At 68.9% G+C, this 15,901-nt stretch carries 12 protein-coding genes; 2 read left to right on the top strand and 10 right to left on the bottom strand.

The features are described 5' to 3' along the window. Window positions 1-32: 32 nt before the first annotated feature. From MYA_RS18670 to MYA_RS18625, 10 genes are all read right to left on the bottom strand, one after another. Window positions 33-1,052: a chemotaxis response regulator protein-glutamate methylesterase gene (locus MYA_RS18670; protein WP_014724595.1), complete on the bottom strand. Its 1,020-nt coding sequence runs from the start codon at window positions 1,050-1,052 to the stop codon at window positions 33-35. Further along, the gene (locus tag MYA_RS18665; RefSeq protein WP_014724594.1) at window positions 1,049-3,613 is read right to left on the bottom strand and encodes a hybrid sensor histidine kinase/response regulator; all 2,565 of its coding nucleotides are present in this window, start codon (window positions 3,611-3,613) and stop codon (window positions 1,049-1,051) included. The genes MYA_RS18670 and MYA_RS18665 overlap by 4 nt, the downstream gene beginning before the upstream one ends. Then, window positions 3,610-4,314, bottom strand: a complete 705-nt coding sequence (locus MYA_RS18660; protein ID WP_041494270.1) for a chemotaxis protein CheW — start codon at window positions 4,312-4,314, stop codon at window positions 3,610-3,612. Before MYA_RS18660 ends, MYA_RS18665 begins: the two co-directional genes overlap by 4 nt. 45 nt (window positions 4,315-4,359) lie before the next feature. Then, window positions 4,360-5,877 carry a CheR family methyltransferase gene (locus tag MYA_RS18655; RefSeq protein ID WP_014724592.1) on the bottom strand — a complete coding sequence of 506 codons (1,518 nt, stop codon included), beginning with the start codon at window positions 5,875-5,877 and terminating at the stop codon, window positions 4,360-4,362. Next, the gene (locus MYA_RS18650; protein WP_014724591.1) at window positions 5,874-6,386 is read right to left on the bottom strand and encodes a chemotaxis protein CheW; all 513 of its coding nucleotides are present in this window, start codon (window positions 6,384-6,386) and stop codon (window positions 5,874-5,876) included. The genes MYA_RS18655 and MYA_RS18650 overlap by 4 nt, the downstream gene beginning before the upstream one ends. Next, window positions 6,383-8,059 (bottom strand): methyl-accepting chemotaxis protein, encoded by a 1,677-nt coding sequence (locus MYA_RS18645; protein ID WP_041494085.1) that lies wholly within the window; start codon window positions 8,057-8,059, stop codon window positions 6,383-6,385. The genes MYA_RS18650 and MYA_RS18645 overlap by 4 nt, the downstream gene beginning before the upstream one ends. A gap of 117 nt (window positions 8,060-8,176) precedes the next feature. Then, window positions 8,177-9,268, bottom strand: coding sequence for a hybrid sensor histidine kinase/response regulator (locus MYA_RS18640; RefSeq protein WP_011881504.1), 1,092 nt, complete (start codon window positions 9,266-9,268; stop codon window positions 8,177-8,179). 597 nt (window positions 9,269-9,865) lie between these two features. Next, window positions 9,866-11,449 carry a Na+/H+ antiporter gene (locus MYA_RS18635; RefSeq protein ID WP_041494084.1) on the bottom strand — a complete coding sequence of 528 codons (1,584 nt, stop codon included), beginning with the start codon at window positions 11,447-11,449 and terminating at the stop codon, window positions 9,866-9,868. 308 nt (window positions 11,450-11,757) lie between these two features. Further along, on the bottom strand, window positions 11,758-13,191 hold the full coding sequence (locus MYA_RS18630) for an aldehyde dehydrogenase family protein (RefSeq protein WP_011881502.1): 1,434 nt from the start codon (window positions 13,189-13,191) through the stop codon (window positions 11,758-11,760). A gap of 28 nt (window positions 13,192-13,219) precedes the next feature. Continuing rightward, entirely contained in the window at window positions 13,220-14,860 is a 1,641-nt protein-coding gene (locus tag MYA_RS18625; RefSeq protein WP_014724587.1) for an acetolactate synthase large subunit, read from the bottom strand. Window positions 14,861-15,237: 377 nt separating this feature from the next. Here MYA_RS18625 and MYA_RS18620 point away from each other — a divergent pair, with 377 nt between their 5' ends. Both MYA_RS18620 and MYA_RS18615 read left to right on the top strand, forming a co-directional pair. Then, on the top strand, window positions 15,238-15,555 hold the full coding sequence (locus tag MYA_RS18620; RefSeq protein WP_014724585.1) for a type II toxin-antitoxin system RelE/ParE family toxin: 318 nt from the start codon (window positions 15,238-15,240) through the stop codon (window positions 15,553-15,555). Window positions 15,556-15,558: 3 nt separating this feature from the next. Continuing rightward, window positions 15,559-15,858, top strand: coding sequence for an addiction module antidote protein (locus MYA_RS18615; RefSeq protein WP_011881499.1), 300 nt, complete (start codon window positions 15,559-15,561; stop codon window positions 15,856-15,858). The last annotated feature ends 43 nt before the right edge of the window (window positions 15,859-15,901 follow it).

Below are 15,901 nucleotides of genomic sequence, written 5' to 3'. Positions count from 1 at the left end.
CGACCAGCGCGGCCGGCCGCGCCGGCAGGCGCTCAGTCGGGCGAGCGGCGCATCACGCGCGAGATGAGCCGCGGCGCGATGCGCTCGAGCGGCAGGATCGCAGCCGCCGCGCCGATCGCCGCGGCGGCCTTCGGCATCCCGTACACCGCACTGGTCGCCTCGTCCTGCGCGATCGTGTAGCAGCCCTTCGCGCGCATCGCCTTCAACCCCAGCGCGCCGTCGCGCCCCATGCCCGTCAGCAGCACGCCGAGCGCGTCGCCCCGCCAGCCGTCGGCGACGCTGGTGAAGAACACGTCGATCGACGGCCGGTACGGCGTGTCGACCGGGTGCCGCGTATAGCCGAGCACGCCGCGCGGCGACAGGCTCAGGTGATCGTTGGTGGCGGCCAGCAGCACCTCGCCCGCACGCGGCACGCCGCCCTGCCGCGCGATGCGCACGGGCAGCCGCGTGTGGCCGTCGAGCCACTCCGCCATGCCGACCGCGAACGCCTGATCGACGTGCTGCACGATCACCAACGCGGCCGGGAAATCGGCCGGCAACGCGCGCAGCAGCGCGGTGAGCGCGGTCGGCCCGCCGGCGGACGCGCCGATCGCGACGAGCGTCGGCTGGCCGCACGCCGGCATCCGCGCGCACGGCGCGAGCGGCGCCGCGCGGCTTTCGAGCAGGCGGCCGATCTGGTCGATCTTCGCGAGCAGCGGCTGCGGCGCGGCGTCCGACGGCAGGCCGAGCGCGAGCGTCGGCGTGTCGACCGCATCGAGCGCGCCCGCGCCCATCGCCTCGTAGACCGACGACGTGTTCGCGCTGACGTCCGCGGTCACGATCAGGATCGCGCACGGCGCACGCGCCATGATCTGCCGCGTCGCGGCGACGCCGTCGAGCTTCGGCATCACGAGATCCATCAGCACGAGATCGGGCGGCTGCGCGATGCAGAAGTCCACCGCTTCGTCGCCGTCAGTCGCGACCCACAGCACGCGATGTTCGGTGCGCGAGGCGATCACGCGGCGCAGCGCCTCGACGGCCAGCGGCAGATCGTTGACGATGCCGATGTTCATCCGCGCGCGTCTCCGATCAGGTCGTGCACCGCGTCGAGCAGCGCCTCGTCGTGGAAGCTGCTCTTGGCCAGGTAGTAGTCGGCGCCGGCGTCGAGCCCGCGCCGGCGATCCTCGTCGCGATCCTTGTACGAGACGATCATCACGGGCACGCGCTTGAGCGCCGGGTCGCCCTTGATCAGCATGACGAGCTCGATGCCGTCCATGCGCGGCATGTCAACGTCGGTGACGACGAGGTCGAACGCGTCGCTGCGCACCGCGTTCCAGCCGTCCATCCCGTCCACCGCGACGGTCACGTCGTAGCCGCGCTTCTCGAGCAGCTTGCGCTCGAGCTCGCGCACCGTCAGCGAATCGTCGACGACGAGCACGCGACGCCGCCGCTCGCCGAGCGCGCGCTGCGGATCGCGCGACAGCGTCGCGAGCTGGCCGCCGCGCACGAGCTTGTCGACCGAGCGGATCAGGTCCTCGACGTCGACGATCAGCACCGGGTCGCCGTTCTCGAGCAGCGCGCCGGCCGCGATGTTCTGGATCTTGTGCAGGCGGCTGTCGAGCGGCTGCACGACCAGCATCCGTTCGCCGAGGAAGCGGTCGACCGCGACGCCGTACAGCTCGGGCTCGCCGCCGACCACCACGACCGCCGTAGTCGCCCGCGCGGCGTCGGGCGCGCCCGCATCGAGCAGCTGATGCGCGGCGACGAGGCCCGCGCGCCGCCCGTCGAACGGAAAATGCGGCTGGCCCTCGAGCACGTCGATGTCGTCGTGCGCCAGTTCGAGCGTGCGGCGCACGTGCGCGAGCGGAAACGCATACGGCTCGCCGCCGACTTCGACGAGCAGGCTGCGGATCACCGACAGCGTGAGCGGCAGCTGCAGCACGAAGCGCATGCCGACGCCCGGTTCGTTGAAGATCCGCACGGCGCCGCGCACGCCGCGCACCATCTCCTGCACCGCGTCGAGGCCGACGCCGCGGCCGGACACGTCCGTCACCGCGTCGCGCATCGAGAAGCCGGGCAGCAGCAGGAATTCGAGCAACTCGGCGTCGGACAGCCGCGCGGCCGTCTCGTCGTCGGTGAGGCGCTGGCGCACGACGGCCGCGCGCAGCGCGTCGAGGTCGACGCCCGGCCCGTCGTCGATCACGCTGACGAGCAGCGAGCCGGCGCTGTGCCGCGCCTCGAGCGTCACGCGCGCGTCGGCCGGCTTGCCGCGCGCGCGGCGCACGTCGGGCGGCTCGACGCCGTGGTCGATCGCGTTGCGCAGCAGGTGGCCGAGCGGCGCGTCGAGCAGATCGAGGATGTCGCGGTCGACCTGCGTGCCCTCGCCGACGATCGAGAAGCGTACCTGCTTGCCGAGCGAGCGCGCGAGGTCGCGCACGATGCGCGGATACGCGCGCGTCGCATCGCCGAACGGCCGCATCCGGCATTGCAGCGCCTCGTCGTACAGTTGCTCGGCGATGTGCGTGCTGCGCCGCTCGAAGCGGTCGAATTCGTCCATGCGCTCGGCGAGCGCGCGCTGCAGATCGTTCAGCATGTGACGCACTTCGTTCATCGACGCGAGCGCGCCCGCGTCGAGATCGTCGGCGAAGCGTTCGTACAGCAGATCGAGCGAGCGGGCCGCGTCGCGCTGCGCGCGCTTCACGCGCAGCATCGATTCGGCGAACGGCTTGAGCCAGCGCGATTCGACGAGCGACTCGCCGGACAGGCTCAGCAGCCGGTTCAGCGTATCGGCGCGGACGCGGCGCATTGCGGCGGTGGCGGTGGCGGTGGCGGCCGCCTGGGCGGCGTGTGGGGGATCGGTCGCGGGCGGTGGCGTTGCGTGCGGCGGTGTCGCATGGGCCGATGTTGCGTTAGGCGGCGTTGCGTGCGGCTGCATTGCACGCGCCGGAGTTGCGTACGGCTGCGTTGCATGCGGCGCCGCTTCGTACGGTGGCGTTGCGTGCGGCTGCGTTGAGTGTGGCGCCGCTGCATACGGTGGCATTGCGTACGGCTGCTCGGCGTGCAGCGGCGTTGCACGCGCCGGAGTTGCGTACGGCTGCGCTACGTATGGCTGCGCTGCATGGGGCGGCGTCGCCGCGCCAGCGTCCACCGGTTCGTTCACCGCGCCGTCATACCCGCGCTGCGGCGCGGCTGACGTCGGCGCTGAGACCGGTGCCGAAGCCGGTGCCACCGGCACCGCCTGCGCGGCATCGGCACTCGTCAGCGCCAGCGCGAACGCGTCGATCTCGGCGGCCGACACGGGCGGCGCGTCCGGATCGGCGACGCGCAGCAGCAGGTCGACGCCGGCGAGCAGCACGTCGACGTGCGCCGCACTCAGCGCGATCGCGCCGGCCTGCGCGGCGACGAAGCATTCCTCCATCCGCCCGGCGATATCGACGCCAGGCGGCACGCCGACGATGCGCGCGGCGCCCTTCAGCGAATGCGCGGCGCGCATGCACGCGTCGAGCGCGGCGGCGTCGGGTTCGCGCGCTTCCAGCACGAGCAGACGCTCGGACAGCGCCTGCGTCTGCGTGCGCGTCTCCTCGCGATAGAGTTCGAGCAACGACAGATGGCTCAGATCGTCATCGCCGCTCATCGCATGCTCCGCGTGACCGCGTCGAACAGCCGGTCGTCGTCGAGCAGCCCCACCGACTTGCCGCGCCACGACAGCACGCCGCGCGACAGGCCGGCGCCCGCGCGGCCGACCGTCGCCGGCACGGGCACCCATTCGGATGCATCGAAGCGCAGCACGCCCTCGACTTCGTCCACCGGAAACACCACCGGCTCGCCGCGGTGCGCGGCCACCAGCAAGCGCGTGAAGCCGCCGTCGGCGCCGCGCGCGCGGGTCTTGCCGGCGTCCAGGCCGAGCAGCGCGCCGAGCGAGATCGCGATGCGCAGCGTACCGCGAATGTTCACCACGCCGCGCACCGCCGAATGGCGGCGATGCGGCAGCGAATGAATCGGGCGCGTCCCGACGATCTCGCGCAACGCGCCGATCGGCAGCGCCAGCCATTCGTCCGCGACGCGAAACGCCAGCGCCGCATGGCGCGTATCGTCGTCGCGATGCATGCGGGCTGCGTCGTGCGCGCCGAGCCGTCGCGCGCCGTCGGCCATCTCGGCCGCGTCGAGCGGACGCTCCAGCAAGCGCGCAGCATGGTGTGCGTAGACCGGGCAGTTCAGGCAGCGCAGGCACGCGGCGAGCCGCTCGCACGAGCGGTCGCCGCTCGTGCCGATCCGGTTCCAGCAATCGTCGACGTCGATCGGCGCCGCGCCGGCGGCGGCAGCTTCGCGGTTCAGGGTTTCGTCGATCATTCCGCTCTCGGGTCCCAGGTGTCGTTTTCGTTATCCGACCGCACGCCGCGCTCGCTCGAGCAGCCAGCGCGCGCCGGCGCCATCGCCGCCGACGTCGAGCAGCGTCGCGAGATGCGTGAGCGCTTCGTGGTGGGTCGGCCGCAGGTACAGCGCCTTGCGGTAGAAGTCTCCGGCTTCCTCGGCGCGCCCGCGCGCGTCGGCGATCAATCCGTTCAGATAGTAGGCGTCGGCGTGCGGGCCCGCGTGCGCCGAAAACCGTGCGAGCATGCGCTCGGCCTCGTCGAACGCGCCCGCGTTAGCAAGCGCCTGCGCCTGCTCGAGCGTCGGCGCGTCGACGGCGTTGGCAGGCGCGGGCGATGGGGATCGTGCGCGCGCGAGTGGATCGGCTGGTGGGGGCGCGACCGGTTCGAACGGGCTGGGGGCGCGTGGCTGGAATACTGTCGGCGGTGCCGCGCGTGCGGCATCCAGACCCGACGGCGGCGGCACGACGGCGTGCAGCGCACGCGTTGCGGACGTGGGTGATGACGATGGCAATCCTGATGCCGTCGCGGACACTGACGCACACGTCCACGCTGACGCTAACGGCATCGCTGACGCCGTCGCCGCCCCTGCAGTCGGCCCCGCCCCCAATGCCCCGCCCCGCGCCATACGCCCGTAAGAACCCTCCCCACCCACATGCCCAGCCACGCACTCATCCGCCGCCGCCCCGTCATCGGCGCGCTGAAACGCGAACGCCAGCGGCACCCGCGCCGAACGCATCCCGCAGCGCATCGCGACGCCCGTCTCGGCCGGCCCGACGAACAGCATCCCGTCGTCCGCGAGCCGGCTCGCGAGCTGACGGATCGCGCGATCCTGCGCGTCCCGATCGAAATAGATCAGCACGTTGCGGCAGAACACGAAGTCGTAGCGCACGCCCGTGTCGGCGCACGCCTCCATCAAATTGGCCTGACGAAACTGCACGCGCGATCGCACCTGCTCGTCGAGCAGCCAGCCGTCGGCCGTCGGCGTGAAGAAACGCGTGCGAAACGCCGTCTGCGTGCCGCGAAACGCGTTCCTTCCATAACAGCCGGCCCGCGCGTGCTCGATCGCTCGCGCGCTGAGGTCGAGCGCGTCGATCGCGAAGCTCGCCGGGTCGAGTCCCGCGTCCAGCAGCGCCATCGCCGCCGAATACGGCTCCTCGCCGGTCGAACATGGCGCGCTCAGCACGCGGATCACGCGCCCGGGCGCGCAGGCTACGCGCTCGGCCGCGCGCCGCGCGAGCGCCGCGAACGCCGCGCCATCGCGGAAGAACCACGTCTCGGGCACGACGAACAGCTCGATCAGCGCGCGCCGCTCGTCGGCGCATGCGTGCAGGCGCGCCCAGTACGCGCGCAGCGCCTCCGTCGTCACGGGCGCCCGCGCGGCCGACGGCAATCGTTCACCGTCACTCTTCAGCGCATGCACGCGCTCGGTCAGCGCACGGCTCAGGAAATCATGGCCGAGCGAATCGGGATCGATGCCGGTCTCGCGGCGCAGCCAGTCGCGAAACAGCACGGCGAACGCATTCATCCGGGCGCCCCTTCGTGGGCCGGCTGGCCATCGAACAGATACAGGTGCGCGACGTCGTCGACCAGGCCGGCAACCGACACCTGCTGCACGACGCCGTCACGCGTGTTCGCGACGCGCCCGAGCCAGCGCGTGCGCTCGCTCGACACGCCGCTGATGCGAAATGCCGCGCGGTCGATCCGCAGCGTCCGCGTCGCGCGCTCGACGATCAGCCCGATCACGCGCTCGCGTCCGCTCCGGCCGCCGCGATAGCGCACCATCACGAGCCGCGTCGAACGCAGCGCCTGCGCCGGGCGTCCGAGCGCGAGCATCGGCACGTCGATCACCGGCACCGGCTGGGCGCCGCGCATCAGCAAGCCGGCGATCCACGCGGGCGCGCCGGCCACGGCCGTGGTGGCGGCGAGCGGCAACACCTCGTCGACGTCCGCCGCGTCGAGCGCATAACGCGCGCCGTCGAGCTCGAACATCAGGAACAGCGCGTGCGCGGCGCCGTGCGGCTCGGCGCGCATCATGCGTCGACCTTGAAGCGCGACACGCTGGTGCGCAACTGGTTCGCGACGAGCGTCAGGTCGTCGATCGCCTGCGACGACTGGCGCAACGATTCGGCCGTCTGCTGCGCGGCTTCGGACAGCTGCGACAGCGCCTGCGTGATCTGCTCGGCGCCGCTCGCCTGCGTCTGCATGCCTTCGTTGACCATCTGGAAGCGCGGCGCGAGCGTCTGCACCTCGGCGATGATCTGCGACAGCTGCGCGCCGACCTGCTGCACGTCGAGCATCCCGCGGCGCACTTCCTCGGAGAACTTGTCCATCCCCATCACGCCGGCGGACACGGCCGACTGGATCTCCTTGACCGTCTGCTCGATGTCGTAGGTCGCCACCGCCGTCTGGTCCGCGAGGCGGCGGATCTCGGTCGCGACGACCGCGAAGCCGCGCCCGTACTCGCCGGCCTTCTCGGCCTCGATCGCCGCGTTCAGCGACAGCAGGTTGGTCTGGTCGGCGACCTTGGTGATCGTCGCGACGACCTGGTTGATGTTCAGCGCCTTCTCGTTGAGGATCGCGAGCTTCGCGTTCACCGAGCCGGCCGCGTCCATCACGCTGCGCATCGTGTCGCCCATCCGCGTGAGGCCGCTCTGGCTGACGCCCGCGAGCGTCGCCGACTGCTCGGCCACGCCGGCCACCTCGTTCATCGTGCGCAGCAAATCGCGCGACGTCGCGAAGATCTCGCGCGACGTCGCGCCGATCTCGGTCGTCGTCGCCGCGGTCTCGTTCGCGGTCGCCTGCTGCTCGCGCGACGTCGCCGCGATCTCCGCGACCGACGTCGTCACCTGCATCGACGACTGCTGCGCACGCGACACCAGCTCGGTCAGCTCGTCGGCCATCCGGTTGAAGCCGGTCTCGAGCGTGCCGAATTCGTCGCGGCGGCGCAGGTCGAGCCGATGCGTGAGGTTGCCGGTGCGCATCGCGTCGTGCACGTCGACGAGCCGCGCCATCGGCACCGTGACCGAACGGTAGAGCCCATAGCCGAGCCCGAGCGCCGACAGCAGCACGATCGCCAGCGCGATCGCGAGCACGACCTCGGTGTCCTGACCGGATTCGCGGATCAGCTTCGCCGACTGATCGGCGAACTTGCGATTCTCCTGCACCAGGATATTCGCGCTGCGCACGACCTCGGCCCACGCCGGCTCGACATTCGCGTAGGCGGCGACGGCCTCGTCGTGCGACGCGCGGCCCTTCTGCACCGCGTCGTTCAGCAACGGCAGGTAGCGGTCGTATGCGCTGCGGAACACCGCGAAGCGCTGGCGGTCCTCGTCGCGGAACGTGGTGTTCTGATAGTCGATCGACAGCGATTCGATTTCCTTGAGCGCGTCGCCGAGCTTCGCGAAATCGCGCTCCACGAGCTCCGGGCTCGTATCGACGAAGGTCGCCTGTTGCAGCGTCGCGAACGATTCGTTGACCGCCCCGCGCAACGACGCCGCAAGATACACGCCGGGCAGCGAATCGCGCTCGATGCTGACGGCTTCGGCATTGATCGCGCGCAGCCGCTCGTACGACACGCCGGCCATCACGAGCATCAGCACGAACAGCACGCCGAAGCTCAGCAGGATGCGATTGCCGAGCGTGAGCCGGGCGGCGCCGAGGGTCGGATGCAAGCTTTCATGGTTCGCACGGGGCGTCAGGGTGGCCATGTTCGTTGTGGGCTTTCAAAACAGCGTTAAAAAAACCGCGCCTGCGCGCGCCGGACGGCGTGGCGCGAGCGCATCGGGTGTTGCCGGCGGCACGGCGCGGGCAAGCGGCGCGCGCCATCACCGCTCGCGTTGAGCCGGCAACCGCAGCGCGACCATGAAGCCGCGCGCCGTGTCGCGCATCAGGATCTGGCCGCGATGCCGCGCCGCCGTCGCACGCACGAACGCCAGCCCGAGACCGAAACCGCCGCGCATCGCACCATGCACGGATTCGAGCCGCACGAACGATTCGGTCGCGGCCGCGCGCTGTTCGGGCGCGATGCCGGAGCCGGCGTCCTCGACGCCGATCAGCCACGCGCCGCCGTCGTCGTTCAGCGTGCAATGGATGTCGGCGCCGGCCGGCCCGTATTTCAGCGCATTGTCGATCAGGTTCGCGACCGCGCGCGTGAGCATCATGCGATCGCCCATCGTCGCGCACTCGGCGTCGCACACGTGCGCGACGATGCGGCTGCCGAATCCGAGCGCCTTCTCCCACAGCTGGTCGACCGCGTCGAGCACGACCTCGTCGAGGCTCACGAGCTCGTGCGCGCGGCGCTCCGATTGCGCACGGGTCAGATGGATGAAGCCGTCGGCGAGCGCGAGCGCGCGGCGCGCGTGGCCCGCGATGCGCTCCAGCAGCGCGGGCATGTCGCCGTGTTCGTTCCGGTAGACCTCGAGCAGCGCGAGAATCGACGTCTGCGGCGAGCGCATGTCGTGCGACAGGAAATCCAGCGCCTCGTCGCGCTGCCGCGCCATCAGGTACGAACTCGAGTGGTAGCGGATGCGCGCCGTCAGTTCCATCGCGTCCGGCAACTTCACCAGATAGTCGTTCGCGCCGGCGATGAACGCCTCGCGCTTGACGACCGGCTCCTCCTTCGCAGACAGCACGATGATCGGCACGCGCGCCGTGTCCACGTGCGCGCGCCACGCGCGCACGAGGTCCAGGCCGTCGATGTCCGGCATCACGAGGTCCTGCAGGATGACGGTCGGCTTGACGTCGCGCGCGACGGCCAATGCCCGGTGGGGATCGGTGCACACATGCAGGTCGATGTCGGGCTCGCTGCGCAATGCGCGGCGTATCACTTCGCCGACGAACGGCTGATCGTCGACGAGCAGGATCGACAGCCCCGATTCGAGACAATCCGGCGCATTTTGATCGCGCGATTCTTTCATAAATACCGTTTCAAACGAAAATCACCACCCGATTCATTCTCGCAAGTTGATTATTCAACTCACTCGCCATCTCGATAATTCGACCACATTCTTCACGATGATGGCGTTGTCGCTCGTCAGCCTTTACACACGGGGATTGCAGCGCCGATTTTCCCAAGCAACACCGAATTACATTCACACACATTCTCTCAATAAAGATTACTGAGCGATTCTAATTGAGATTGCAACAGATCATCTATCTCCTTCAGGTTCAGCTTTGCCAAATATGGTGAAATAACCTGATTTGGATAAATCGGATCATTTCCTTGCGCGAAGCATGAAAACGTTTGCGAGGCCGGCGGGAGACGGTTTACGGGTGCGTATGCGGCGGTCCGGGCCGCCGCGCGTTGGGGCCGGACCATGGACACACTGAGGAATTCGATGGGACGACGGCGGGAGCCCAGGCAAGCCACCGATGCTGCGGGATGACGCGCGATGCGACGAGATGTGGTGCGATGAGGCGGGCGACTATGACGGCCGCGGCCGTGATGGCGCCGGCAACCCCGCGCCATCGGCGTCCTAAACAACCGCGCTCACCACCCGCGCGCCTGCCGCCGCTCAACCGCGCGCATGCTGCGCCGACACTTCCTGCAGGTCGAGATCGCGCTCGACCATGTGCAGCATCTCGTCGTGAATGTGGCCGGATCGATGCAGCCGCAGCAGTTCGGCGCGCCCGGCCCGGATCGCGGCCAGCACGACGTCGTAATGCGCGGCGCGAATTTCCGGCGGATATTGCGGCGCGTCCTTCGTGCGCTCGGTGAGGGCCGCGCGATACGTGTACTGCTCGAGCAGGCGCGGATGTATCACGTTGCCGCTTGCGTCGTGCACCAGCGGCTGGATCGCGGCGAGCTGCGCGGCCTCGATGTACGCCCACGTCTGCGGCTCGCTCAGGTGATGCGCGGCACGTTCGTCGCGTTGCGGCAGGCGCAGCAGCCGAATCAGCGGCCCGATCGTCGTGCCCTGCAGCAGCACGGTCACGAGGATCACCGCGAACGACGCGACCAGGATCACGTCGCGGCCCGGCATCGCCTCCGGCAGCGACAGCGCGATCGCGAGCGTCACGACGCCGCGCATGCCGGCCCAGCTCATGACCGTCGCGGCCTTCCAGTCGGGCGCCGCGCCGCGCCGCACGATACCGCGCACCGGCCACTTCAGCGCCTCGACCGCATAGACCCACACGAAGCGCGACACGATCACGGCCGCCAGTACCGCGAGCACCGCCGGCATCATCGTGCCGAGCACCTGCTCGAAGCCGCCGAGCCGGTGAATCGCCCCGCGCAGCGACAACCCGATCAACACGAACACCATCGCCTCGAGCAGGAACACGATGACCTGCCAGAACGCGGTGCCGCGCGTGCGCACGGCCGCGGAGAACACTTCGTGCTGATGCCAGCCGACGATCATGCCGGCCGTCACCGTCGCGATCACGCCGGACACCTCGACCATTTCGCCGGCGATGTAGGCGAGCCAGCCGGCGATCACCGCGACGGTGATCACCAGATAGTCGTCGTCGAGCAGCTTCAGGAACCACACGACGATGCGCCCCACCAGAAAGCCCACCACGACGCCGCCGATTCCCAGCTCCGCGAAACGCACGACCGCGTGCTCGAGGCTGAACGCGCCCGTCAGCGCGGCGGCGACCGCGAAGCGGAACAGCACGAGGCCGGCCGCATCGTTCAGCAGGCTTTCGCCTTCGAGCAGCACCATCAGCCGGCGCGGCAGCGCGACGCGCTCGAGCACCGCCTTCGCGGCGACCGCGTCGGGCGGCGACACGATCGCGCCGAGCGCGAAGCACGCGGCCCACGGCAGCGACGGCACGACCCAGTGCACGGCGTAGCCGACCGCGAACGTCGTGAACGCGACCGCGCCGATCGCGAGCAGCAGGATGCCGCCGACGTTGCGCTTGAATTCCTCCCAGACGGTGAAATATGCGCCGTCCATCAGCAGCGGCGGCAGGAACACCAGCAGCACGAGCTCCGGGTCGAGGTTGACGGGCGGCAGGCCGGGGATGAACGCGATGCCGATGCCGCCCATCAGCAGCGCGGCGGCCGGCGGCAGGCGCAATCGCTTCGCAATGCATTCGAGCGCGACGATCGCGACGAACGACAGCAGAATCAGCTTGAAAGCCGCGACGGGGGACATGAATCGACCTCGTGAAAATTGAACGCGCGGCCGCACGGTGTCGTACGGAGTGCGACCGTTTCGCGCGATTACATCACGATGCGATGCGTTCAGTCGAGCGCATCGAGCGCGCGCGGCGCGGCTGCGCCAGGGTCTCTTCACGCTAATGGCGGGCTTGCGCTGGCCCGCAGAAGAGCCGAGCGCAAGGACTGCGACGAAGCGAATACTCGACGTATTCGCGAAGAGCATGACGCGGCACACGACCTTCTGGAGGCCTGCGCCACGAACGAACTTTCCAAACAGGTGCTCGTTGTTAGCGCGAACAGCCCCTAACGGCGCCGAACGACCATCAGGCGCGGCTCGGTCATGTCCTCGATCGCGTAGCGGATCCCTTCGCGGCCGAGGCCGGAATCCTTCACGCCGCCGTACGGCATGTTGTCGACGCGGAACGACGGCACGTCGTTGATCACGACGCCCCCCACCTCGAGCTCGTCCCACGCGCGCTGCGCGTGCGTGAGCGAATCGGTGAACACGCCGGCCTGCAAGCCGAAGTCGCTGTCGTTCACGCGCGCGAGCGCGTCGTCGAAACGGTCGAACTTCTCGAGGATGGCGACCGGGCCGAACGCCTCCTTGCGGTACAGGTCCTGCTCGCGGCCGACGTCTTCGAGCAGCGTCGCCTCGAACATCGCGCCGTCGACCTTGCCGCCCGCGATGATCTTCGCACCCGCCGCGACGGCCGCGTCCATCCAGCCGGACAGGCGGCGCGACTCCGATTCGGAGATCATCGGGCCGACGAACGTCGATGGATCCTTCGGATCGCCCATCTTCAGCGAGCGCGTCTTCGCGACCAGCTTGTCGCGCAACGTGTCGTACAGGCTCGCATGCACGAGGATCCGCTGCACGCCGATGCAGCTCTGGCCCGACTGGTAATACGCGCCGAACGCGAGCCGGTCGACCACGTAGTCGAGCTGCTCGAACTGGTCCGCATCGACGATCGCCGCCGCGTTGCCGCCGAGTTCCAGCACGACCTTCTTCTTGCCGGCCTTCTCCTTCAGCGCCCAGCCGACGGCCGGCGAGCCGGTGAACGACAGCAACCTGAAACGCTCGTCGGTGGTGAACAGGTCGGCGCCGTCGCGATGCGCGGGCAGCACCGAGAACGCGCCCTTCGGCAGATTGGTTTCCGCGAGCACCTCGGCGATGATCAGCGCGCCGACCGGCGTGCGGCTCGCCGGTTTGAGCACGAACGGGCAGCCCGCGGCGAGCGCGGGCGCGACCTTGTGCGCGGCGAGGTTCAGCGGGAAGTTGAACGGCGAGATGAACGAGCACGGGCCGATCGGCACGCGCCGCGTATAGCCGGTGTAGCCCTGCGCGCGCGCCGAGATCTCGAGGTTGAGCACTTCGCCGTCGATGCGCACCGCCTCCTCGGACGCGACGCGGAACGTATCGATCAGCCGCGTCACCTCGCCTCTCGAATCGTTGATCGGCTTGCCGGCCTCGATGCACAGCGCCTCGGCCAGCTCGTCGAAACGCTCGCGAAAGCGTGCGACGCAGTGATCGAGCACGGCCTGCCGCCGGTACGCCGGCAGCTCGCGCATCGGCTTGACGGCGTCGACTGCCGCGCCGATGGCCGCGTCGATCGCCTGCGCGTCGGCCAGCGCGACGCGCGTCGCGACCTTGCCGCTGAACTTGTCCGTCACTTCCAGATCGGTATTCGCATAGACAGCCTCGTTGGCCAGATAGTACGGATAGGTATCCTTCAGCATGGCACGCTCCTTCCGGTGAACTGCGGATTCAGAGTTGCGCCGACAGGCGCTTGATTTCGCGGTTGAGCACGCGCTCGTTGTCCGAATAGTCGATCGGCACGTCGATCACGTGCACACCCGGTGTCGCAAAGCATTCGCGCAGCAGCGGCTCGAGATCGTCGGCCGCCTCGACGCGGTGCCCGTGCGCGCCGTAGCTCTGCGCATATGCGACGAAATCGGGGTTCTTCAGCGTCATCGCGAAGTCGGGAAAATTCATGTTCTCCTGCTTCCAGCGGATCATCCCGAACGCATCGTCGCGCAGGATCATCACGACGAGGTCGAGCTTCAGCCGCACGGCCGTTTCGAGCTCCTGCGAATTCATCATGAAGCCGCCGTCGCCGCACACGGCGATCACCTTGCGCTGCGGATGCACGATCCTGGTCGCGATCGCCGACGGCAAGCCGGCGCCCATCGACGCGAGCGCGTTGTCGAGCAGCAGCGAGTTCGGCTCGTGCGCGCGCCAGTAACGCGCGAACCAGATCTTGTACATCCCGTTGTCGAGGCAGACGATCCCGTCGACCGGCAGCGCGTTGTACAGATCGTTGACGATCCGCACCGGATACATCGGGAAGCGCGGATCGTGCTGGCCCTTCTGCAGATGCGCTTCGAAATGCGCCTTGATCATCGTGAAGCGCTCGAAATCCCAGTGCGGCTGCGGCGCGACCGCTTCCTTCATCTGCCACACGGCGTTCGCGATGTCGCCGACCACCTCGATCTGCGGGAAATACACCGGGTCCACCTGCGCGCCGAGGAAGTTCACGTGGATCACGGTCTTGTCGTCCGCGCGCATGAAGAACGGCGGCTTTTCGATCACGTCGTGGCCGACGTTGATGATGCAGTCCGCGTGCTCGATCGCGCGATGCACGAAATCGCCGTCGGACAGCGTCGCGTTGCCGAGCCACAGCGGATGCGTCTCGTCGATCACGCCCTTGCCCATCTGCGTCGTGAAGAACGGGATGCCCGTCTCGTCGACGAACTCGAGCAGCATCTTGCAGGTCGTCTTGCGGTTGCCGCCCGCGCCGATCATCAGCAGCGGATGCCGCGCGGCCTGGATCGCATCGACCGCGTGCGCGACCGCCTTCTGCTCGGCGATCGGCCGGCGGCTGAAGCTGCGCGGAATCGGCTTGCCGTCGCCTTCCTCGTGCGCGATGTCCTCCGGAAGCTCGAGATGCGCGGCGCCCGGACGCTCCTCCTCCGCGCGCCGGAACGCCTCGCGCACCGCCGACGGGATGTTGCCGATCGACACGATCTGCCGCGTGAACTTCGTGAGCGGCTGCATCATGCCGACGACGTCGACGATCTGGAAGTGGCCCTGCTTGCTCGACTTGATCGGCTTCTGGCCGGTGATCATCAGCATCGGCATGCCGCCGAGCTGCGCATACGCGGCGGCCGTCACGAAATTGGTGGCGCCCGGCCCGAGCGTCGCGAGACACACGCCGGTGCGGCCGGTGAGACGGCCGTAGGTTGCGGCCATGAAACCGGCCGCCTGCTCGTGGCGGGTCAACACGAGCTTGATCTTCGAGCGCCGCAGCGATTCGAGCAGATCGAGGTTTTCCTCACCGGGAATGCCGAACACGTATTCGACGCCTTCGGCTTCCAGCGCCTTCACAAACAGATCCGATGCTTTCATGGGGACTCTCCGTCGCTGCCGCGTGCCCGGTTTGCGGACGTGCGGCGTTCAGAACGCGCGCCGGCCTACGGCACGCGCACGCTTACCTACGGGATGCTGACCACGGTGCTGCCCGCCGCGCAACACACGGCGGCGCCTCCCGATGCAGGAGGACGAACGGATCCGCCAGCGCGCAGGACGAACGCGCACGGGCGGCAGGGACGTTTTCGATTGTAGACGGATTCGCGGGATTCCTGCTTCGGCCGAACGGCCGATCCGGGCCCCGGCGCAGCATCGGCCTGACGGCCAACTTCGCGTCAAACGGCGCGCGCCGCTCTACTGTGACGGCATCGGAACCCCAGTTGAGCTTGTGAACCATGGTTGACATATCGAGTAACGTGCCTTACAGTGCTCCGACGTACAGCATCAGAACGACCGAAGTCTTCGACACATGGTTCGCCGGTCTGCAGGATCGCGTCGCACGGCGGCGTATCCAGGCCCGCATCGACCGCCTGTCGATGGGCAATCCGGGCGACTGGAAGTCGGCCGGCTCCCCGGTCGTCGAGATGCGTATCGACCACGGCCCCGGCTATCGCGTCTACTACGTCAGGCGCGCGACGATCTGGGTGATCCTGCTCTGCGGCGGCGACAAGTCGACGCAACAGGCAGACATTCGCGCCGCGCACGCAATGCTCGGGCGGCTCGACCTGGAGTAAGCGATGGACAAGATCAGCACCCGGCCGTGGGATTCGGCCGCCCACCTCGAAACCGACGACGACATCGCCGACTATTTCGACGCATGTCTGCAGGAAGGCGGCGACGACCCGGCCTTCATCGCGCATGCGCTCGGCGTGATCGCGCGCGCGCGCGGCATGTCGCAGGTCGCACGCGACGCCGGCCTGTCGCGCGAAGGGCTGTACAAGGCGCTGTCGCACGACGGCAATCCGAGCTTCGGCACGATCCTCAAAGTGATCAAGGCGCTCGGCCTGCAACTGCACGGCGCGAAAGCGCGCGCGTGACGCGCGGCGCGCGGCGGTGCGCGCCCGATGCGGCGGCGGTTGG

The organism is Burkholderia sp. KJ006, assembly GCF_000262695.1.
Lineage (GTDB): Bacteria > Pseudomonadota > Gammaproteobacteria > Burkholderiales > Burkholderiaceae > Burkholderia > Burkholderia vietnamiensis.
This window is presented reverse-complemented; position numbering and strand designations above follow the sequence as displayed.